Origin of the sequence: Curtobacterium flaccumfaciens UCD-AKU, assembly GCF_000349565.1 — a bacterium.
In the GTDB taxonomy this organism is placed as follows: Bacteria; Actinomycetota; Actinomycetes; order Actinomycetales; family Microbacteriaceae; genus Curtobacterium; species Curtobacterium poinsettiae.
In genome coordinates this window covers 67,067-88,558 of record NZ_KB714611.1, presented here as the reverse complement: position 1 = coordinate 88,558, position 21,492 = coordinate 67,067, and the positions used below count along the sequence as shown (strand labels likewise).

At 72.3% G+C, this 21,492-nt stretch carries 18 protein-coding genes; 11 read left to right on the top strand and 7 right to left on the bottom strand.

What is annotated here, in order from left to right:
• Positions 1-54: 54 nt before the first annotated feature.
• On the bottom strand, positions 55-501 hold the full coding sequence (locus H489_RS26695) for a MarR family winged helix-turn-helix transcriptional regulator (protein WP_017886796.1): 447 nt from the start codon (positions 499-501) through the stop codon (positions 55-57).
• A 121-nt stretch (positions 502-622) separates the two neighbouring features.
• Here H489_RS26695 and H489_RS36750 point away from each other — a divergent pair, with 121 nt between their 5' ends.
• On the top strand, positions 623-1,606 hold the full coding sequence (locus tag H489_RS36750) for an AraC family transcriptional regulator (RefSeq protein ID WP_017886795.1): 984 nt from the start codon (positions 623-625) through the stop codon (positions 1,604-1,606).
• 13 nt (positions 1,607-1,619) lie between these two features.
• Here the strand turns inward: H489_RS36750 and H489_RS26685 are convergent, their stop codons facing one another.
• Positions 1,620-2,663, bottom strand: coding sequence for a LacI family DNA-binding transcriptional regulator (locus H489_RS26685; protein ID WP_031259519.1), 1,044 nt, complete (start codon positions 2,661-2,663; stop codon positions 1,620-1,622).
• Positions 2,664-2,810: 147 nt separating this feature from the next.
• Between H489_RS26685 and H489_RS26680 the strand changes: the two genes are divergently transcribed.
• From H489_RS26680 to H489_RS26665, 4 genes are all read left to right on the top strand, one after another.
• Positions 2,811-4,106 (top strand): ABC transporter substrate-binding protein, encoded by a 1,296-nt coding sequence (locus H489_RS26680; RefSeq protein WP_017886793.1) that lies wholly within the window; start codon positions 2,811-2,813, stop codon positions 4,104-4,106.
• A gap of 2 nt (positions 4,107-4,108) precedes the next feature.
• Positions 4,109-5,131, top strand: a complete 1,023-nt coding sequence (locus tag H489_RS26675; protein WP_017886792.1) for a carbohydrate ABC transporter permease — start codon at positions 4,109-4,111, stop codon at positions 5,129-5,131.
• Positions 5,131-6,012: a carbohydrate ABC transporter permease gene (locus H489_RS26670; protein WP_017886791.1), complete on the top strand. Its 882-nt coding sequence runs from the start codon at positions 5,131-5,133 to the stop codon at positions 6,010-6,012. Before H489_RS26675 ends, H489_RS26670 begins: the two co-directional genes overlap by 1 nt.
• Positions 6,013-6,161: 149 nt before the next feature.
• Positions 6,162-8,525 (top strand): glycoside hydrolase family 3 N-terminal domain-containing protein, encoded by a 2,364-nt coding sequence (locus H489_RS26665; RefSeq protein ID WP_081612255.1) that lies wholly within the window; start codon positions 6,162-6,164, stop codon positions 8,523-8,525.
• Positions 8,526-8,622: 97 nt separating this feature from the next.
• On the opposite strand, the gene H489_RS26660 is transcribed toward H489_RS26665, so the two are convergent.
• The 5 genes from H489_RS26660 to xylA form a co-directional block, all read right to left on the bottom strand.
• Positions 8,623-9,648: a glycosyl hydrolase family 18 protein gene (locus tag H489_RS26660; RefSeq protein ID WP_081612254.1), complete on the bottom strand. Its 1,026-nt coding sequence runs from the start codon at positions 9,646-9,648 to the stop codon at positions 8,623-8,625.
• On the bottom strand, positions 9,645-10,400 hold the full coding sequence (locus H489_RS36745) for a helix-turn-helix domain-containing protein (RefSeq protein ID WP_017886788.1): 756 nt from the start codon (positions 10,398-10,400) through the stop codon (positions 9,645-9,647). Before H489_RS36745 ends, H489_RS26660 begins: the two co-directional genes overlap by 4 nt.
• Positions 10,401-10,772: 372 nt before the next feature.
• Complete coding sequence (locus H489_RS26655) at positions 10,773-11,762, bottom strand: acetylxylan esterase (RefSeq protein WP_017886787.1); 990 nt, start codon at positions 11,760-11,762, stop codon at positions 10,773-10,775.
• A 69-nt stretch (positions 11,763-11,831) separates the two neighbouring features.
• Positions 11,832-13,316, bottom strand: coding sequence for a xylulokinase (gene xylB / locus H489_RS26650; protein WP_017886786.1), 1,485 nt, complete (start codon positions 13,314-13,316; stop codon positions 11,832-11,834).
• A gap of 53 nt (positions 13,317-13,369) precedes the next feature.
• Complete coding sequence (xylA, locus tag H489_RS26645) at positions 13,370-14,563, bottom strand: xylose isomerase (RefSeq protein ID WP_031259514.1); 1,194 nt, start codon at positions 14,561-14,563, stop codon at positions 13,370-13,372.
• Between the two features lie 97 nt (positions 14,564-14,660).
• Between xylA and H489_RS26640 the strand changes: the two genes are divergently transcribed.
• The 6 genes from H489_RS26640 (at position 14,661) to H489_RS26615 (ending at position 21,261) form a co-directional block, all read left to right on the top strand.
• Complete coding sequence (locus H489_RS26640) at positions 14,661-15,842, top strand: Gfo/Idh/MocA family protein (RefSeq protein ID WP_017886784.1); 1,182 nt, start codon at positions 14,661-14,663, stop codon at positions 15,840-15,842.
• Entirely contained in the window at positions 15,839-16,546 is a 708-nt protein-coding gene (locus H489_RS26635; protein ID WP_017886783.1) for a ThuA domain-containing protein, read from the top strand. The genes H489_RS26640 and H489_RS26635 overlap by 4 nt, the downstream gene beginning before the upstream one ends.
• Complete coding sequence (locus H489_RS26630) at positions 16,531-17,643, top strand: Gfo/Idh/MocA family protein (RefSeq protein WP_017886782.1); 1,113 nt, start codon at positions 16,531-16,533, stop codon at positions 17,641-17,643. The genes H489_RS26635 and H489_RS26630 overlap by 16 nt, the downstream gene beginning before the upstream one ends.
• 34 nt (positions 17,644-17,677) lie before the next feature.
• Complete coding sequence (locus H489_RS26625) at positions 17,678-18,727, top strand: sugar phosphate isomerase/epimerase family protein (protein ID WP_017886781.1); 1,050 nt, start codon at positions 17,678-17,680, stop codon at positions 18,725-18,727.
• Between the two features lie 189 nt (positions 18,728-18,916).
• Complete coding sequence (locus tag H489_RS26620) at positions 18,917-20,233, top strand: ROK family transcriptional regulator (RefSeq protein WP_017886780.1); 1,317 nt, start codon at positions 18,917-18,919, stop codon at positions 20,231-20,233.
• The gene (locus H489_RS26615) at positions 20,230-21,261 is read left to right on the top strand and encodes an NAD(P)-dependent alcohol dehydrogenase (protein ID WP_017886779.1); all 1,032 of its coding nucleotides are present in this window, start codon (positions 20,230-20,232) and stop codon (positions 21,259-21,261) included. The genes H489_RS26620 and H489_RS26615 overlap by 4 nt, the downstream gene beginning before the upstream one ends.
• Positions 21,262-21,492: the final 231 nt, after the last annotated feature.

Below are 21,492 nucleotides of genomic sequence, written 5' to 3'. Positions count from 1 at the left end.
CTGCGTATGCTGGACATTCGTCCGAGCGTCGCGCTGACCGCCCGTACCCTGCCGTCAGGGGCTCGGTGCGCCGAGATCGACGGCTGCGACGATGCGGTCGATGATCCGCACGAACCTGGCCCGCTCCCGTTCCGAGAAGGAGGCCATCAGGTCGTGCAGGTGCTTGTTCGTGCCGTCCATCGCGCGCGTGTAGTCGCGGCGGGCGGCATCGGTCAGCTCGATGTACCGGCTCCGGCCGTCGTCGGGGTTCGGGACGCGACTGAGGTGTCCGCTGTGCTCGAGTCGGTCCACCATGCCGGTGACCGCCGGGCCGGTGAGTCCCAGGTGCTTCGACAGGTCCTTCACGCGCACGGTCCGGCCCGCTGCTTCGGCGCGGGACACGAACTGCAGCAGCGTCAGGTCGCCGCCGGAGACGCCGAGTTCGTCGCGCAGCCGCCCGCGGAGTTCGGAGACCGCGGCCTCGAGCCGGGTCAGCGCTGCGTCGAGGTCGACATCGCTCACGACAGCGCCCCCTCTGCACGGGTCTCGTCCGGGTCACGATACGCCGCAGTCACCACCCCAGCGTATCCACATAGCGCGGTTCGTGGAACGGTCCGGGTGGCGGCGTCGGGAGCAGGGCGCCGTGGCTGACCCCGTCCCGGACCCGCAGGGTGCCGACCGGGCCGGCGAACCGGTGCGGTTCGAGGTCGCCGGCGGGGACCCCTACGCCGCCGAGCGCGACCTCGCCGCCGTCCACGGTGTCGATCGGTGGTCCGTCCGGCGCATCGACGACGACTTCTCGTACCGGTACACGGCCGTCGGCGACTCCGAGGTGAGCATCCGGCGTTCGCGGCTCCGCGGTGCCGTGCGTGGCTCGGTGCCCGTCGGGGCGGACTACGTCGTGACCTGGATCACGAGCGGCACCGCGTCGCTCGACTCCGGGCGTGCGCGGATGCAGCTGCGCCGCGACGTCCCCGTGCTCCTGCCGCCCGAGGACGACTTCGTGTTCACGGCCGAGGACCACGACCAGCGGCTGGTGCACTTCGGGCGTGACTACGTGCACCGCGTCGCGTACGAGCACCTGGAGGTCGAGACGGCGCCGCTGCGGTTCGACCCGACCCGGGTACCGGAGCCCGACACCGCGGAGCGCTGGCAGGAGGCGCTCGTGGCGCTGTCGCGTGCCCTGCGAGCCGAGGGGCCCGACTCCGACGCGTGGCACGAGGCCAAGCGGTCGGCCGCCACCGCGTTCCTGGACACGTTCCCGCCGCAGGCCGACGACCTGCCCGCGGTGCTCGATCTCCCCCGGAATGCCCGGCTGCGGGCCGCGGTGGAGTACATCCACGCCCACGCCGCCGAGCCGGTCACCGTCCAGGAGCTGTCCGAGGTCGCCGGCCTGAGCGTGCGGTCGGTGCAGGAGTCGTTCCGCCGGGTCTTCGACGTGTCGCCGCTGACCTACCTGCGCGAGGTCCGGCTCGACCGGGTCCACGGCGAACTGCTCGAGCTCGACCCACAGGCCGGGGTCGTCGGTGACGTCGCCCGACGGTGGGGGTTCGCCCACCTCGGCCGGTTCTCGGCGGCGTACGCGGCCCGGTTCGGCGAGTACCCGAAGCAGACCCTGCGCCGCTGACGACGACGGGTGCTCAGCGGCCGGCCGTGGGTCGCGGCGCCGGGCCGGTGCTCGCCCGCACCCGCAGGGTCGTGGGGAGCCGGACGTGGTCCGTGGTCGGCTCGCCACGGAGCATGGTCAGGAGCATCTGCACGGCGTGCGACCCGAGCTCGTCGAGCGGCTGCGACACCGTGGTGAGCGGCGGGGTCGTGGTGGAGGCCTGCGGCACGTCGTCGAAGCCCACGACGGACAGGTCCTGGGGAACGCGGAGCCCGACCTCGGCCGCGGCGCGGAGCACACCGATCGCCGACGAGTCGTTCGCCGCGAACACCGCGGTGGGGCGGTCGTCGAGGGCCAGGAGATCCCGGGTGACGGCCGCGGACTGGTCCTCCTGGTAGCCGCCGTCGCGCAGCAGGCACTCGTCGACGGTGATGCCGGCGGCGGTCAGGGCGGAACGGTAGCCGGCGGCCCGGAGCTGGGCGGACGCCAGGTCGGCGCGACCCTGCAGGTGCGCGATGCGGGTGTGCCCGAGCGCGAGCAGGTGCTCGACGGCCTGGACGGCTCCGGCTTCGTTGTCGGCGTCGACGGTGGCGTGACCCTCGGGCCCGGTGTGCGGGTCGATCGCCACGACGGGGATCGAGGAGCTCGACAGGGCCGTGGTCGGGGTGACCACGATCGCGCCGTCGATCAGGGTGCCGGACAGTCGTGACAGCGACCGGCGTTCCCAGCCGGGTCGGTCGGCGCCGGTCATCAGGCCGGCGTAGGCGAGCAGTTCGTAGCCGGTGCCGGTGGCCGCCCGCGAGATCCCGCGGAGCAGCTCGGTCGAGAACGGCTCGAACTCGGGCACCAGGATGCCGACGACCCCGGTCCGCGAACTGCGCAGGCTCCGGGCGACCAGCGAGGTCTCGTACCCCAGGTCCTCGACCACCTGCTGCACGCGGAGCATGGTGGCGGCGGCGACACCGTCGCGCTGGTTGATCACCTTGGAGACCGTCGGGATCGAGACCCCGGCCGCTCGTGCCACGTCGCCGATCGTCACCCGGCCGGCACCGGGACGCGCGCCGAGTGCCGAGTCCATGTGCACACCGTACCGCTGCGACACCCTGCGATCGGTTAAGAAAACGTTATCGATATCGATTGACACCGCCCCCGAGCAGCAGGCATGCTCTCCGCAGCGGCAGTCGATGTCGCTCCATGTCAACGACGACACTTCAGGAGTTCCACGATGACGAGGAAGATCCGTGCCGCGGCAGCCATCGCGCTGATCGGGGCGACCGCACTGGTGGCCAGCGGGTGCTCGGCGGGCAGCGATGCCTCCGAGGACGGCGGGAAGGTCACGATGACCTTCTGGCACAACTCGACGACCGGACCGGGCAAGGCCTACTGGGCCTCGACGGTCAAGGCGTTCGAGGAGAAGTACCCGAACGTCACCATCAAGACCCAGGCGATCCAGAACGAGGACCTGGACGGCAAGCTCCAGACCGCTCTCAACTCCGGCGACGCCCCCGACGTGTTCCTGCAGCGTGGCGGCGGCAAGATGGACGCGATGATCGCCGCCGGGCAGCTCATGGACATCTCCGACTCCATCAGCGCCGACGCGAAGAAGTCCATCAGCGCGGGCACGTTCGCCGGCTACGAGAAGGACGGCAAGACCTACGCCATGCCCGGCGCGGTGCTCCCCGAGGGCATCTGGTACTCGAAGGACCTGTTCAAGGAAGCCGGCATCGAGGGCACGCCCACGACCATGGACGAGCTGAACGACGCGATCACGAAGCTCAAGGCCAAGGACATCGACCCGGTCGCCGTCGGCGCGAAGGACGCCTGGCCGGCCGCCCACTGGTACTACAACTTCGCACTCCGCGAGTGCAGCCAGAAGACGCTCGAGGACGCGGCGAAGTCCCTGAAGTTCGACAACGCCTGCTGGACGAAGGCCGGCGAGCAGCTCGAGGACTTCAACGCCACCAAGCCCTTCAACAACGGCTTCCTGACCACCGCGGCACAGCAGGGTGCCGGCAGCTCCGCCGGTCTCCTCGCCAACCACAAGGCGGCCATGGAGCTCATGGGTGCGTGGGACCCGGGCGTGATCGCATCGCTGACGCCGGACGCCAAGCCGCTGCCCGACCTCGGCTGGTTCCCGTTCCCCGCGACCGACGGTGGCAAGGGTGACCCGAAGTCGATGATGGGTGGTGTCGACGGCAACTCCTGCTCCGCACAGGCCCCGAAGAAGGCGTGCACCGACTTCCTGAACTTCATCGTGCAGAAGGACAACCAGGAGGCGTACTACAAGGCCTTCAACGCCATCCCGGTGAACAAGGACGCCCAGTCGGTCGTCGACTCGGACTACCTGAAGTCGGCCCTGGCCGCCTACCAGGACGCCCCGTTCGTCTCGCAGTACCTGGACACCCTGTACGGCCAGAACGTCGGCAACGCGCTGAACACCAGCGTCGTCGACCTGCTCGCCGGCAAGGGTGACGCGAAGGACATCGTCGAGACCACCAACCAGGCTGCGGCCAAGGGCTGAGCATGGCCCTCGACACCTCGCTCGGTACGACTCCGGCCACCGGGTCGGACACGGCCGCGGGGACGTCCCCGGCGGGGAGCGGTTCGCCGCTCCCCGCCGGTCGGCGGACCACGCGCCGCATCGCGGACTGGCGGAAGCGCGTCGAGATCGCGGTCCTCGCCGGACCCGCGGTCATCGTCTTCGTCACGTTCGTGATCCTGCCCGTGGGCCTCGCCGCCTACTACGGGTTCTTCAAGTGGCAGGGCTACGGCCCGCCCACCGACTTCGTCGGGCTGCAGAACTACCTGATCATCTTCCAGGACAAGGCGTTCCACGCGGTCCTGATGCACAACGGCTTCATCGTCGTGCTCTCGCTGGTGTTGCAGGGGCCGATCGCGATCGTGCTCGCCCTGCTGCTCAACCAGAAGATGCACGGCCGCGGGCTCGTCCGCGTGCTCGTCTTCGTGCCGTACGTCATCTCCGAGGTGATCGTCGGCACCGGGTGGAGCCTCATGCTCCAGTCGAACGGCGCCGTGAACGACCTGTTCCAGAGCATCGGCCTGGGCGGACTCCGTGCGGACTGGCTGTCGAACCCCGACATCGCCATCTGGACGCTGCTCGTGATCATCTCGTGGAAGTACATCGGCTTCGCGGTGATCCTGTTCCTCGCCGGCCTGCAGAGCATCCCCGAGGAACTGTTCGAGGCCGCCGCCATCGACGGTGCCGGCTACTGGCAGATCCAGCGGCGCATCACCCTGCCGCTCCTCGGACCGACCATCCGCATCTGGGCGTTCCTGTCGATCATCGGCTCGCTGCAGCTGTTCGACCTCGTCTACATCATCTGGGGCCAGTACATCGCCTCGACCGCGGGTACCTCGACGATGGCGACGTACATGGTCGCCAACGGCCGGACCTCGGGCAACTTCGGCTTCGGCAGCGCCGTCGCGGTCGTGATGTTCGTGATCTCGCTCGTGGTCGCCCTGATCTACCAGCGCTTCGTGCTCCGCCGTGACACCGCGGGTGCACTCACCGAGAGGAAGAACTGATGGCCACCACGAGCATCGTCGCCCCCGGGCGCCGGGCCGTGCGGGAGCGCCGGTCCAGTGCCGCGATCGGACGCGCCAACCCGCTGACCTACGTCGTCGCGATCCTGTTCGTCGCCGCCAACCTGGCACCCGTGCTCTACATCGTGCTGGGCGGCTTCCGGACCAACTCACAGATCACCACGAGCCCCGCCGGGCTGCCGGCACCGTTCGAGTTCGGCAACTACGGCTCCGTGCTGTCGAGCGGCATCTTCTGGCAGCAGCTCGGCAACTCGACGATCAGCGCCGTCACGACCACCCTCGGGGTCGTCGTGCTCGGGCTGATGGTGAGCTTCGTGCTCGCCCGCTACCGGTTCGCCGGCCGCGGGGCGCTCTACGCCCTGTTCGCCGCGGGCCTGATGTTCCCGATCACCGTCGCGATCACCCCGCTGTACCTGCTCGTCAAGGACCTCGGTCTGACGAACAGCCTGGCCGGCGTGATCCTGCCGCAGATCGCGTTCGCGCTGCCGACCACCGTGATCATCCTGGTGCCGTTCCTGCGCGCCATCCCCGACGAGCTCGAGGAGGCCGCGTCGATCGACGGGGCGAGCCGTCTCGGGTTCTTCTTCCGGATGGTCGTGCCGCTGTCGCTGCCCGGCGTCGTCACGGTCGGCATCCTGGCGTTCATCGCCAGCTGGAACAGCTACATCCTGCCGCTGTTCATCCTGAACAACGAGGCCGCCTACACGCTGCCGCTCGGGGTCCAGTCGTTCTCGTCGCAGTACTCCGTCGACACCGCCAAGGTGCTCGCGTTCACCTCGATGTCGATGATCCCGGCGCTGGTGTTCTTCACGATCTTCCAGCGCCGCATCGTCGGCGGCCTGACCGGGGCGGTGAAGGGGTGACCGCGACCGACGCGACGCGGACCGCCGGACGCGACCCGCGCCTCCAGGCCGACAGCGCGACGGACGCGACCGCGACGACCGCGACCGCGACCGCGACGGACGCGACCGCGACCCCCTCCGACCCCCGCGCCGACGCCCTGCTCGCCGAGATGACCCTCGACGAGAAGGTCGCCCAGCTCGTCGGCTACTGGCTCGACCAGAACGGCGTCGTCGCCCCCATGCAGGGCGAGATGGCGGCCGTGCAGCAGGGCGGCACCCTGGCGGACATCACCCGCGACGGCATCGGGCAGTTCACCCGCGTCTACGGCACCCGCCCCGTCGAACCCGACGAGCGTGCCGCCTGGCTCTGGGCGGAACAGCGCCGCCTGCAGCGCGAGACCCGGCTCGGGATCCCGGCGCTCGTCCACGAGGAGTGCCTGACCGGCCTCGCCGCGTGGAAGGCCGCGACGTTCCCGACGCCGCTGGCATGGGGCGCGTCGTTCGACCCGGAGCTCGTCGAGCAGGTCGGCGCCGCGATCGGTGCGTCGATGCGGCAGCTCGGCGTCCACCAGGGCCTCGCGCCGGTCCTCGACGTCATCCGCGACCCGCGTTGGGGGCGGGTCGACGAGTGCATCGCCGAGGACCCCTACCTGGTCGGCACGGTCGGCACCGCGTACGTGCGCGGGTTGCAGTCGGCCGGGGTCGACGCGACCCTGAAGCACTTCCTCGGGTACTCGGCGTCGCAGGCGGGGCGGAACCACGCCCCCGTGCACGCCGGGGCCCGTGAGGTCGCGGACGTGTACCTGCCGCCGTTCGAGATGGCGCTGCGCGACGGGGGCGCCCGGAGCGTCATGAACTCGTACGCCGAGATCGACGGCGTGCCCGTCTCGGCGAACGGCGAGCTGCTGACCGGCCTGCTCCGCGACCGGCTCGGTTTCGACGGCACGGTCGTCGCGGACTACTTCTCGGTGGCGTTCCTCGAGGTCATGCACGGCATCGCCGCCGACCGTGGCGAGGCCGCGGCGCTGGCGCTCGAGGCCGGCATCGACGTCGAGCTCCCGACCGGTGACGCGTACCTCGCACCGCTCGTCGAGCGGGTCCGCAGCGGGCAGGTGGACGAGGCTCTCGTCGACCGTGCCGTGCTCCGGGTGCTCCGGCAGAAGGAGCGGCTCGGCCTGCTCGAACCGGACGCCTTCGCCGAGGACGCCCCCACCGGGATCGACCTCGACACCCCGCTGCACCAGGCGCTCGCGAAGCGGCTGGCAGCCGAGTCGCTCGTGCTGCTGTCGAACGAGGGCGGCAGCGCCAGCGTCGACAGCGGCACCGCCGACGGCACCACCCCCGTCCTCCCGCTCGCACCGGGGGCCTCGGTCGCCGTCATCGGCCCGAACGCCGACCGCGCCGAGGCGCTGCAGGGCTGCTACTCGTTCGCCAACCACGTGCTCGCCTCGCACCCCGACCTGCCGCTCGGCTTCGCGATCCCGACCGTCCGCGAAGCCGTCGCCCAGGCGCTCGGTCCGGCAGCGGTCCGCTTCGCCACGGGCTGCGCCGTGACGGGGAACGACCGGGCCGGCTTCGCCGAAGCCGTTGCGGTCGCATCCGCCTCGGACGTCGCGGTGGTCGTCGTCGGCGACCAGGCGGGCCTGTTCGGCCGGGGCACGGTCGGCGAGGGCAACGACACCGAGTCGCTCGACCTGCCCGGCGTGCAGCGCGAGCTGGTCGAGGCCGTCGTCGCGACCGGCACCCCCACCGTGATGGTGCTGCTCACCGGCCGGCCGTACGCGATCGGCTGGGCGCTCGACGGCGACCAGCCGCGCCCGGCCGCGGTCGTGCAGGCGTTCTTCCCGGGCGAGGGCGGCGGGCTGGCGATCGCCGACCTGCTGACCGGCGTGGCCTCGCCCTCGGGCCGGCTGCCGCTGTCCCTGCCCCGGTCCGCCGGCGCGCAGCCGTTCACGTACCTGCACCCGCGGCTCGGCGGTCCGTCCGACGTCACCGCCGCGGACTCGACGCCGGTGCGACCGTTCGGTTTCGGCCTCGGCTACACCGACTTCGCGTACGACGAGCTCGTCGTCGACCCGGACGTCCGGTCCGACGGCGTCTTCACCGTGTCGGTGACGGTCCGGAACACCGGGGTGCGCGACGGCGAGGACGTCGTGCAGCTCTACGGGCACGACGTGCACGGCAGCGTCACCCGGCCCGAGGTGCAGCTCCTCGGCTACGCGCGCGTCGCGGTCGCAGCGGGGGAGTCCGTGCGGGTCCGCTTCCGTGTCCCGGTGCAGCGCTTCGCGTTCACCGACCGTCGGATGCGCAGGGTGGTCGAGCCCGGCGACGTGCAGGTCTGGGTGGCGTCGCACGCGGCGGCGTCGCGGCCGTCAGGCTCGGTGGCAGCGGGTGGGATCGTCGCCTCGGGCGACGGTCCGGTCCGACACCCCGTCCCCGGCACCGCCACCCAGCGCGCCACCGTCGCGGTCACGGGCGCGGTGCACGAGGTCACCCCGGGCGACCCCCGCCTGGTGGCGTGGTCGCTCGTCTGACCCGGTGACGGACCACGTGCCCTGGGCGTGACCGGGTGACGAACAGGAGGCGCGGTGCGGGCTCGCACCGCGCCTCCCGTCCGTCAGCGGGTCCTGATCACCCGAGCGGGTCGAGCCGGTCGGACAGGTCCAGTGACCAGACGGCGACGCCCGTCAGACCGAGCCGCTCCGCCAGCGCGACCCGCGCACGCAGTGAGCGTGCGTCGGACCACCAGAGCACCTCGCCGCTCGGCAGGGTCGCGGTCCACTCGCCGACCGTCGCGTCCCAGCGGGCGGTCGCGCCCGCCTTCCGGACCCGGAGCCGGGCCTGGGCGTCGGAGAGCTGACCGGCCGGACGCTTCCCCTTCCAGTGGTAGCCGTACCCGGCGGCACCGAGCACGATCTGGTCGGCGGGAGCGAGGCTCACGAGTGCACGGGCGGCCTTCGACGACCACGCGAGCGAACCGACCGGACCGGGTGCGTCCGGCTCCCAGGGGCCGTGCTGGTCGTAGGCCATGAGCGTCAGGTGGTCGAGCGGGGCACGGAGGGCGCGCACGTCGTAGCCGAGGCGGGCGTACCCGGCCGCGGTGGTCGACGCGGACAGGGCGATGTCGAGCCGGACGTCGTCGCCGACGGCGGCCCGGAGCTCGCGGGCGAAGGCGGTGAGACCGGGCTTCTCGGCCTTGGTCAGCGCCTCGAGGTCGATCATGACCGAGTCCCAACCGCCCGTGGCCACGTCGGCGGCGAGTGATCGGACGACCCGGGCGCGGTTCGCGGGCGAGGTGAGCAGCCTGCGGGCGATCGGCTCGCTGAAGTCCCCGTCGGCCTCGGAGTAGTTGCTGACGAGCAGCTGCGCGGTGAGCCCGTTGGCGTGTGCCCGGTTGCGCTGGGCCTTGGCGGCGCGCGACGGTGCGGTGACCTTCGACCCCGTGCGGTTCAGCAGCAACCCGTCGACGCCGACCACGTCCATCGCGGCGGCGTTCGCGTCCACCAGGGCGGTGTCGGCGTTCTCGGGCTGGAAGCCGGTCACGTCGAACCCATCAGCGTGGGCGGCGGTCGGGGCCGTGCAGCCGGCGAGTGCGAGTCCTGCGGTGAGCGCGGCGGCGAGCAGTGCGGAGCGGCGTCGACGCGGGGTGCCGGTCATGCGGTGGGTCCGTCCGGTCGTCCGGGGTGGCCGGGTGCCGACCACGGCGGGAGCTCGGCCGACGGGTACCCGCCGTGCTGGTCGGGCGCCCGCAGCATCGGGTTGACGGCACGCAGTCGGATGCCGGAGGTGTCACCGGCGACCCCGCGGACGGCGCTCGCCAGCAGGAACGCGACGACGTCAGCGGTGCTGCCGTCCGGGTCGTAGCCGTGCCAGGGGTGGTCGTCGCCCTGGGCGCGGCGCAGGGCGCTGGCGAACGTCGCGTCGGCGTCCTCGATCTCCACCTCGCAGTCGAGCACGACGCGGAAGCGCGAGCCCTCGCCCGGGGGGACACCGAGGTCCGTCGTGGCGCGGGGGTCCGGGTCCGCCGGGTCGAACGACCGGAGCGCCGCCGACGGTGCGGTGCCGAACGCGGCGCGGTACTCGGCCGCCATCCGCCCGGCGTTGCTGAAGTGCCAGTGCTTCGCGACGTCCGCGATGGTGCGACGGTCCGCCGGTGTCATGGAGAGCAGGTCGCGGCGGACGCCCTCGAGCCGGACCCCGCGCAGGTACGACGCTGGCGAGGTCTGCAGCTCCCGCCGGAACGCGCTCTGCAGGCCTCGGGTCGACAGGTTCGCGGCGGCGGCGATGTCCGGTACCGAGATCGCTTCGCGGGCGTGTGCGTGCACGAACCGCAGCGCCTCGTGCACGGTGCGGGACAGCCGTGCTCCGCCGTGCTCGGGACCACTCGCCGTGGTCGGTGCCTGGTCCATACGTGGGAGCGTACGAGGCGCTCGTGTGGATCGGCCTCCGACGCCACGACGCCGTCGGTATCCGAGGTGCGCGGATGTGACCCGCACCCGTTCGGGGGGCATTGTGGACGCCGCGCGAGGCGTTCACCGTCCAAGAGGTACTCAAACTGTCCTCCTCCGAACAGGGTCGGAGGCTCGGGGACAGATCGGAGGATCTGATGAGTGGTTACGAGCGTGCACCGAGGGTCGCCCCGGTCCACATCACCTCCTACCGGGCGCGGGCGCGGGCACGGGCTGATGGACGACGTCGACCGCGAGCGCTTCACCTTCGGGGACCTCCGCGCGCAGCGTGGACCGAACCCGTGAGCAGCGACCGCTGACGCGCGACGTCCGTCAGCGCAGGCGGTCCGCCAGGAACGCCGCCTGACGCTCCCAGTGCCGGAAGCCGCCGCCCTCGTGCCCGTTGTACGGGTACACGGCGATCTCGCGGTCGGTGGAGCCCAGGGCGTTGAACGCGGCGAAGGTCGTGCGCGGCGGGACGACGTCGTCCATCAGCGCGACCGAGAACAGCGCCGGTGCGGTGATGCCGGCGGCGTGGTTCACCCCGTCGAAGTACGCGGCGGTCTCCCACACGCCCTCGGCCGCGTCGCGGTGCACGGCGAGGTACTGCGCGAGCTCCAGGTACGGACCGCCCACCGCGACGTCGGTGCCGTTCCGCCAGTCGGCCAGGAACGCCACGTCGGGCAGCACCGCGGTGATCGGTCCGACGTGTGCCTCGACCAGGGCCGCTGCGGCGATGGCGATCCCGCCGCCCTGGCTCCCGCCGGTCAGCGCGATGCGATCGGGGTCGACGCCGGGCAGCGTGCGCACCGCCTCGACGAGCCGCACGGCGTCGGTGTAGACGCGGCGGTAGTAGTGGTCGGCGGGCGAGCCGATGCCGCTCGTCATCCAGCCGCTGGCGTGCGGTGCGGAGCCGTGCGGGTCCGGGGTGTCGCCGCCGGCCCACCCGGAGCCCTGGCCGCGGGTGTCCATCACCACGTGCACGTACCCGGCGAGGGCCCAGTGCACGCGCTCACCCGGGCGACCGCGGCCACCGCCGTAGCCGAGGAACTCGACGACGACCGGCAGTGCGCCCGGGTCGTCGGTCACGGGACGGTTGACCCACGCCCGCACCGGGTCACCGGCGAACCCGGGGAACGTCAGGTCTTCGACGACGAGACCGGTGACCGGGGTCTCGGCGGGCACGAGGACCGGCTCGACCCCCTCGCCCGCGGTCCGGGCGAGGGCGATCGTGTCCGCCCAGAAGGCGTCGAAGTCAGCGGGGCGCCGGACGTCGGAGCGGTGGGCGCGGAGCGCGTCGAGGGGCAGGTCGGTCAGTGGCATGGTGTGTCCTCCGGGACGATCGTGCCCCCGGCACCGTCGAGGACGGCGCCGGGGGCACGGAGTGTCGGTTCAGCGCGCCGCCGCGCGGTACTGCTCGAGCACCTCCGGGTGCGGGTCGGACGGCACGGTGGTCGTCGCGGTGTCCCACGTCGGCAGGGCTCCGGTGAGCGCCCACGCGGCCTGCTTCGCAGCCCCCGCGGCGACGTACTCGCCGGGCTCCGGCACCAGGACGTCACGGCCGAACACCTGCGCGGCGACGGCGCGGACCGCCGGGTTCCGCGCAGCGCCCCCGATGAGCAGCAGCCGCTCGACGGTCACGCCGGTGTCCTGCACCGCGGCCAGTCCGTCGGCGAGGGCGCAGAGCATCCCCTCGAAGGCCGCCCGGGCCAGGTGCGCCCGGTCGGTGGTCGCCGGCGTCATGCCGAGCAGCGAGGCGGTCGCGTCCGGCCGGTTCGGCGTGCGCTCGCCGACGAAGTACGGCACCAGGACGAGGCCGTCGGCCCCGGCCGGCGCCTGCAGCGCCAGCTCGCCGAGCGCGTCGTGGTCGACGCCGAGCAGGCCGCCGATCACCTCGAGCACGCGGGCCGCGTTGAGCGTCGTGACGATCGGGAGGCGCGACCCGGTCCCGTCGGCGAAGCCCGCCACGGTCCCGCTCGGGTCACGCACCTCGGCGTCGCTGACCCCGAAGACCGTGCCGCTCGTGCCGAGGGACACCGCGACGTCGCCCGGGCCGAGACCCAGGCCGAGCGCTGCCCCGGCGTTGTCACCGAGTCCGGCGCCGACGACGAGGCCGGAGGGCGCGACCGCGCCGCCGGGCAGCTCGACGTCGGTGGACAGGGTGCCCATCGCCTCGTCGGGAGCAACCACGCGGGGCACGACCACGGCGTCGTCGTCACCCATCGACGCCGGCCGCATCGGCCGCCCGAGTGCGAGCTCGAACAGTTCCGGGTCGTACTCGCGGCGCACCGGGTCCCAGTACGCCGTGCCGCTGGCGTCGGACGCGTCCGTCGCCAGGGCCTCCAGGTCGGGGCCGAGCGGACTCTCGTCCGCCGGACCGAACCCGCGGAGCCGCCATGACAGCCAGTCGTGGGGGAGCGCCACGGCCGCGACGCGGGCCGCGTTCTCGGGCTCGGCGTCGCGGAGCCACCGCAGCTTGGTCCCGGTGAACGACGCGACCGGCACCAGCCCCGTCCGGGCGACCCACGCCTCCTGGCCGAGCTCGTCGACCATCTGCGCGGCCGCGTCCGCACTGCGGACGTCGTTCCAGAGCAGGGCGTCGCGGACGACGCGGCCCTCGGAGTCGAGCGCGACCATGCCGTGCTGCTGCCCGGCGACGGCGACGGCACCGACGTCGTCGAGGCCGCCGGCGTCCGCGACGGCGGCACCGAGGGCGTCCCACCAGTGGCGGGGGTCGACGGCGGTGCCGTCCGGGTGGGACGCGCGGCCCTCGCGGACGACCGCACCGGTCGCGGCGTCACGGATGGTGACCTTGCAGGACTGGGTCGACGAGTCGACCCCGGCGACGAGCTGGCGCTCGTCCGTGTTCTCAGCCACCTCGGCGGCACGCCGCCTCGGCGCGCGGAACGCAGCCGCTGGCGCGTCTGCCGTCAATTCCGCGCGCCCATCAGGTGCTCCATCGCGAGCTGCTGCAGGCGGACGAAGCCGAAGCCCTTGCCGCCGAAGTAGGCGTCGGTGTCGAAGTCCTCGTAGGCGGAGCGGTCGGCGAGGAACGTGTCGTACGACTCGCCGTCGTTCAGCGTCGGCGTCGACAGCTCGCCGACCTTCGACGCCTCGAGTGCCGCCTGCACCTCGGGGTCAGCGCGGAACGCCTGCGCACGCTCCTTGAGGAGCAGGTACATGCGCATGTTGGCCGACGCGGAGTCCCAGACACCGCTGATGTCCTCGGTGCGGCTCGGCTTGTAGTCGAAGTGGCGCGGGCCGTCGTACGCCGGGCCGCCCTGCGGGGCACCGTGCTCGAGCAGGTCGACGAGCGAGAACGCGTTCTGCAGGTCGCCGTGGCCGAACACCAGGTCCTGGTCGTACTTGATGCCGCGCTGACCGTTGAGGTCGATGTGGAAGAGCTTGCCCTGGTAGAGCGCCTGGGCGATGCCGGCGGTGAAGTTCAGGCCCGCCATCTGCTCGTGGCCGACCTCGGGGTTGATGCCGAACAGCTCCGGGCGCTCGAGCGTCTCGGTGAAGGCGATCGCGTGGCCGAGGGTCGGCAGGAGGATGTCGCCGCGGGGCTCGTTCGGCTTCGGCTCGATGGCGAACCGGATGCCGTAGCCCTTGTCGGTGACGTACTGGGCGAGCAGGTTGACGGCCTCGCGGTACCGCTCGAGCGCGGCCTGCACGTCCTTGGCGCTGTCGTACTCGGAGCCTTCGCGGCCACCCCACATCACGAACGTCGACGCACCGAGCTCGGCGGCGAGGTCGATGTTGCGCAGGACCTTGCGGAGCGCGAAGCGGCGGACCTGCCGGTCGTTCGAGGTGAAGCCGCCGTCCTTGAAGACCGGGGCGGAGAACAGGTTCGTCGTGACCATCGGCACGACGATCCCCGTCGACTCGAGGGCGCCCTTGAGGCGGTCGATCTGGGTCTGGCGCTCGGCGTCGGTGGAACCGAACGCGAACAGGTCGTCGTCGTGGAAGGTCAGGCCGTAGGCCCCGAGCTCGTCGAGCTTCTCGACCGCCTCGACCACGTCGAGGGCGGGACGGGTCGGCCCGCCGAAGGGGTCCGAGCCGTTGTAGCCGATGGTCCAGAGACCGAAGGAGAACTTGTCTGCACGGGTGGGCGTCGTTGCCATGGTGGTCACCGTTCGTCGTCGAAACAAAATGTTGCCGCGCCCAACATAAGCGGTAGTGTTGGCTGTGGCAAGCACGTGATCGCAAAGGAGCGAGCGGATGGCACAGGAACGACTGCGGGTCGCGATGGTGGGGCACGGCTTCATGGGAGCCGCACACTCACAGGCGTGGCGGACCGCTCCCCGGTTCTTCGACCTCGGGGCCGACCCGGAGATGGCGGTGATCGTCGGGCGTGATCCCGAACGCACCGAGGCAGCCCGGCAGCGGTACGGCTGGCAGGCGGCGTCCACCGACTGGCGTGCCGTCGTCGCCGATCCGGACATCGACGTGGTCGACGTGGTGTCCCCGGGGTCCTCGCACGTCGAGATCGCGATCGCCGCGCTCCAGGCCGGCAAGCACGTCCTGTGCGAGAAGCCGCTCGCCAACACCGTTGCCGAGGCCGAGGCGATGACCGCCGCTGCCGCTGCAGCCCGGGCGCACGGGGTCCGCGCCATGGTCGGGTTCAGCTACCGCCGCGTGCCTGCGATCGCGTTCGCCCGGCAGCTGGTGCAGGACGGCCGGATCGGCACCGTGCGCCAGGTCCGCGCGCTCTACCTGCAGGACTGGTTGTCGGACGAGGACGGCCCGATGACCTGGCGGCTCGACAAGTCGCTCGCGGGCTCCGGTGCGCTCGGCGACATCGGCGCGCACGCCATCGACCTGGTCGAGCACGTCACCGGTTCGTCGCTCGCCACCGTGTCGGGCACGCTCGAGACCTTCGTGACCGAGCGTCCGTTGATGGCCGAGGGGGTCGGGCTCTCCGGCACCGCGTCGAGCGAACGCGGGCAGGTCACCGTCGACGACGCCGCGTTCTTCACCGCACGGCTCAGCGGCGGCGCGGCCGACCGTGCGATCGGCACCTTCGAGGCGACGCGCTACGCGACCGGGCGGAAGAACGGCCTGACGCTCGAGATCAGCGGTTCCGACGGCGCGATCCAGTTCGACCTCGAGGCGATGAACGAGCTGCGGTTGTACGAGTCGAACGCCCCTGCGGGGGAGCAGGGCTTCCGGCGCATCCTGGTCACCGAGCCCGAGCACCCCTACATGGCCGCGTGGTGGCCGACCGGACACCTCATCGGGTACGAGCACACCTTCAGCCACCAGGTGAAGGACTTCATCGACGCCGTCGCCACCGGCACCGACCCGTCACCGTCGTTCGCCGACGGCCTGCACGTGCAGCGGGTCCTCGACGCCGTCGAACGCAGCGCCGCCGCCGGCAGCACCTGGACGGCGACCTCGTGAGCGCCGCCGAGCAGACCCGCCGGGCGCTCGTCGTCCGCGGCGGGTGGGACGGCCACCAGCCCGTCGAGACCACCGACCTGTTCATCCCGTTCCTGCAGGAGAACGGGTTCGAGGTCCGGGTGTCGGACTCGACGGCCGTCTACGCCGACGCCGCCGTCATGGACGAGGTCGACCTGATCGTGCAGGTCGTCACGATGTCGACCATCGCCGACGACGAGTTCGCCGGGCTGCAGCGCGCGGTCCTGGGCGGCGCCGGACTGGCCGGCTGGCACGGCGGCATCGCGGACGCGTTCCGGAACACCGCCGACTACCTGCACATGGTCGGCGGCCAGTTCGCCCACCACGCGGGCAAGCACCCCGACGAGCGCGTCGGGGAACAGTCGGACAACTACATCCCGTACACGGTGCACATCACCGACCTCGGGCACGAGCACCCGATCACGCAGGGCATCGAGGACTTCGACCTCGTCACCGAGCAGTACTGGGTGCTGTCCGACGAGTACAACGACGTCCTCGCGACCACCACCCAGGACGCGCGCGACTTCGACGCCTGGAACCGACCGGTCACCGCACCGGCGATCTGGACGCGGCAGTGGGGCGAGGGCCGCGTGTTCGTCTCCGCACCAGGGCACCGCCTCGAGGTCGTCGAGTCGCAGCCACTCCGCACCATCATCGAACGGGGACTCCTGTGGGCAGCACGCTGAACGAGGGGGTGCTCCGCGTCGGTGTCGTCGGCGTCGGGGTCATCAGCCAGCAGTACTTCGAGCACTTCCCGGCCCTGCCCGGACTCGAGCTCGCCGCGGTCGCCGACCTCGACGTCGCCCGTGCCCAGCAGGTCGGTGCGGCACAGGGCGTGCGCGGCACCACCGTGGACGACCTGCTCGCCGCCGACGACGTCGACGTGGTGCTCAACCTGACGATCCCGGCCGCACACGCCGACATCGCCACCCGGGCACTCGCCGCCGGCAAGCACGTCTACGGCGAGAAGCCGCTCGCGATGTCCACCGCCGAGGCCGCCCCGGTGCTCGAGGCCGCCCGCACCGCCGGCCTGCGCGTCGGCAGCGCCCCGGACACCGTCCTCGGCACCGGCATCCAGACCGCGCGCGCCGCGCTCGACGACGGTGCGATCGGCACCCCCGTCGGCGCAGCCGTCGCCTGGAGCGCCCCCGGGCACGAACGCTGGCACCCGGCGCCGGCCTTCTACTACCAGCCCGGCGGCGGACCGCTGCTCGACATGGGGCCGTACTACCTGACCAGCCTCGTCACGTTCTTCGGGCCCGTCGTCCGGGTCAGCGGCAGCGCGACCCGCTCCACCCGCGAGCGCACCGTCGCCACGGGGCCGAACGCCGGCACCCCGATCCCGGTCGACATCGACACGCACGTCGTCGCGATCCTCGAGCACGAGGGCGGCGTGGTCTCCACCGTGACCGTCTCGTTCGAGGTCTGGGCCACCCGCGCCCCGCTGTTCGAGGTGTACGGCACCGCGGGCACCCTGGGCGTCCCCGACCCGAACCGGTTCTCGGACACCGTGTCGATCGCCACCGCCGACGACCGTTCGTGGCGCGACCTGCCGGTCGCCGCCGGGTACGCCGACGCCGGTCGCGGCTACGGCCTCGCCGACATGGCCCACGCGATCGCGACGGACCGGCCGCACCGGGCCTCCGGCGACCTCGCGTTCCACGTGCTCGAGGTCATGGAGGCGGTCTCCGCCGCCGCCCGAGACCACTCGGTCGTCGATGTGCACTCGCGCGTCGAGCGACCCGCCACCGTCCCGGCCGGGTCCGCGCCCGGATCCTGGTGACGGAACCCGACCACCGCGAAGAAGGACGACGACGATGACGACGACGGACGCGAGCGACACGACGGACACGACCCAGGCCTCCCGGCCGGTCACCCTGTTCACCGGACAGTGGGCCGACCTGCCCTTCGAAGAGGTGGCCCGACTCGCCGGCGAGTGGGGCTACGACGGGCTGGAGATCGCCTGCTGGGGTGACCACCTGGACGTCCGGCGCGCCGCGACGGACCCGGAGTACGTCGCCGGGCGCAAGGCGATCCTGGAACGCAACGGGCTGCAGGTCTGGACGATCGCCAACCACCTGGTCGGCCAGGCCGTGTGCGACGACCCGATCGACCAGCGGCACGAGGACATCGTGCCGCCGCACGTGTGGGGCGACGGCGACCCCGAGGGCGTGCGGCAGCGTGCGGCCGAGGAACTGCAGTGGACCGCCCGTGCCGCCGCCGCGCTCGGGGTGGACACCGTCACCGGGTTCTCCGGCTCGTCGATCTGGAAGACCGTCGCCGGGTTCCCGCCCGTGCCGCCGGCGATGATCGACGCCGGGTACCAGGACTTCCACGACCGCTGGTCACCGATCCTCGACGTCTTCGAGGAGGTCGGGGTCCGGTTCGCGCTCGAGGTGCACCCGTCCGAGATCGCCTACGACTACTGGACCGCGAAGCGCACGCTCCAGGTGTTCCAGGACCGCCCGGCGTTCGGGTTCAACTTCGACCCGTCCCACTTCGTCTGGCAGGACCTGGACCCCGCCGCGTTCCTGCTCGACTTCGCCGACCGGGTGTACCACGTGCACTGCAAGGAGTCGGTGAAGCAGCTCGACGGGCGCAACGGCCGGCTCGGGTCGCACCTGCCGTGGGGTGACCCCCGGCGCGGGTGGGACTTCGTCACCGCCGGCCACGGGGACGTGCCGTGGGAGCGGGTGTTCCGCGTGCTGAACCACATCGGGTACGCCGGCCCGACCAGCGTCGAGTGGGAGGACGCCGGCATGGACCGGCTCGTCGGCGGGCCCGAGGCGCTGGCGTTCGTGCGGCGGCTCGGCACCATCGCGCCGCCGGAGGCGTCGTTCGACGCCGCGTTCTCGCAGTCGCGCTGACCGGGCCGCCTGCGTTCGAACGCCCCCACCGCTTCCGGGCGTACCTGCTGAATCCGGGCACACCTGGTCGTTCGTTTCGACCAGGTACGCCCGATCCCGCTCTCCATCGCAGGCGTTCTGGGAAGGACCGAGCACGCGAAGATGGGCAAGCAAGCAAGCAAGCAAGCAAGGACCGACCGAGAGGACCCGATGGCACGCACAGCTGCAGCACCCGGTGTCGCGCAGACCCCGGCGCTGCGCAACGCCGCACGTGTCCTCCGCCTGGCGCACGAGGACGGTCCGATCACCCGTGCCGAGCTCACCCGCCGCACCGGACTCAACCGCTCAACCACGCTCACGCTCGTCGGCGAACTGGTCGAACTCGGGCTGGTGCACGAGGACGTGCCCGGGACCGGCAGCACGAGTGCTGGCGTCGGCCGCCCGAGCCCGGTGGTCCGTGCCTCGGCCGAGGTGGTCGCGGTCGCCGTCACGGTCGAGGTGGACGCCGTGACCGTCGCACTCGTCGGACTCGACGGCAGCGTGCGCACCCGCGCGGTGGCGGCGAGCGAGAGCGCCCCGACCGCTGCCGAGGCGGTCGAGACCATCGCCGGACTCCTGGACGAGTTGATCGCCGGGGAAGGCCCGCCCACGCGGATCGCCGGAATCGGTGTCGCGGTCCCCGGGACCGTGCGGGTCGAGGACGGCGTGGTCCGCTACGCGCCGCACCTCGGCTGGCACGACGAACCGATCGCCCGTCCCCTCGCCGAGCGCACCGGTCTGCCGGTCCGGGCCGCGAACGACGCGAACTCCGGCGCCTGGGCGGAGCGGCTGTACGGCAGTGGCCGCGGAGTCGACGACCTGATCTACCTCAACGGTGGCGCGAGCGGTATCGGCGGCGGCGTCATCAGTGCCGCTCGGCCCCTCAGCGGTGCGGACGGGTACGCCGGCGAGCTCGGTCACACCTTCGTCGCAGCGAACGGTGTCCGTTGTCACTGCGGTGCTGTCGGGTGTCTCGAGACCGAGGCGTCGCGTGATGCCCTGGTCGCTGCCGCCGGCGTCGCCTCGGACGACCCGTCAGCGCTCGCCGCGGCGCTCGCGCAGCGCCGTCCCGAGGTCGAGCGGGTGGTCGACCGCCAGGTCACGGCCCTCGCGACCGCACTCCGCAATGCCATCCACACCGTCAACCCCGAGGTGGTCGTCCTCGGTGGGTTCCTCGGAGTGCTCCTCGGCCACGTCGGGAACCGCATCGAGGCTGAGGTCCGGGCGCAGTCGATGGCTGCCGTGACCGAGCGGCTGCGCATCGCACCGGCGGCGCTCGGTGCCGATGTCCTGCTCCGAGGCGCTGCTGAACTCGGGTTCCGTGATCTGCTGCGCGACCCGACGGCAGCGCGGCTCAGACCGGCCACCGCGGCGCCCGCGGCGCCCGCGGCGACCACGGCCACCACGCCCGCGGCATCCGCCGCCGCCCCCTCCACCACCCTCACGTCCGGCCGCGACGACGCGGCCGAGGAAGCGAGAACCGCATGACCTCCACCCAGCGCACCAGTGTCCTGCTCGGCACCCAGGACCTCACCGTCGAGGACCGCCCCGTCCCCGCCGTCGACGCCGGCGACGTGCTCGTCCGGGTCGCCGCCGTGGGCGTCTGCGGCTCCGACGTGCACTACTACCGCCACGGCCGCATCGGCGACTTCGTCGTCGAGGAGCCCCTCGTCCTCGGCCACGAACTCTCCGGCACGATCGAGGCGGTCGGCGAGGGCGTCGACCCGTCCCGTGTGGGGGAGCGCGTGGCCATCGAGCCGCAGCGCCCCTGCCACCGCTGCGCGCAGTGCCTGGCCGGTCGCTACAACCTCTGCCCGCACATGCGCTTCTACGCGACGCCGCCGGTCGACGGTGCCTTCACCGAGTTGGTCACGATCGAGTCCGAGTTCGCGCACGTCCTGCCCGACTCGGTGTCGTTCGAGGCCGGTGCGCTCCTCGAGCCCCTGTCGGTCGGCATCGCCGCCGTCCGCAAGGCCGGCATCGTGCCCGGTTCGTCGGTGCTCATCGCCGGTGCCGGTCCGATCGGCATCATCTGCGCGCAGGTCGCGAAGGCATTCGGTGCATCGCGCATCGTCGTCAGCGACCTGGTCCCGGAGCGCCGTGCGCGGGCCCTGGAGTTCGGCGCCACCGAGGTCGTCGACCCCACCGCCGTGTCCGTCGCGTCCGACATCGTCCCCGTCGACGCGTTCATCGACGCCAGCGGGGCGCCCCGTGCGGTCTCGGACGGCATCAAGGCGGTCGGTCCGGCGGGTGCCGCGGTGCTGGTCGGGCTCGGCAACTCCGAGATGACCCTGCCGGTCGAGCACATCCAGAACCTCGAGGTCACGGTCACCGGGATCTTCCGGTACACGAACACGTGGCCGGTGGCGATCCAGCTGGTCGCGTCCGGGCAGGTCGACCTCGACTCGCTCGTCACCGGCCGGTTCGGACTCGACGACGTCCGCGAGGCTCTCGAGAGCGACACCGACCCGGAGTCGCTCAAGTCCGTCGTCTACCCCGGCGGCGTCCCGGCCTGAGCCGGCACGGTGCAGGCTTCGCCGGCCCGGGCCGCGTTGCGTGCCCGGTGCGGCGTTGCGGCGGGGCACGGCGCGTGGAAGCGCGCACCGGGTGACGACGTGGGCACGGTGCGGACGGGAGGCGCGGGGCCGGGCCGCGACGTGCCTCCCGTCCGGCACGGTGCGGGCTTCGCTGGCCCGGGCCGCGTTGCGTGCCCGGTGCGGTGCGGTGTTGCGGCGGGGCACGGCGCG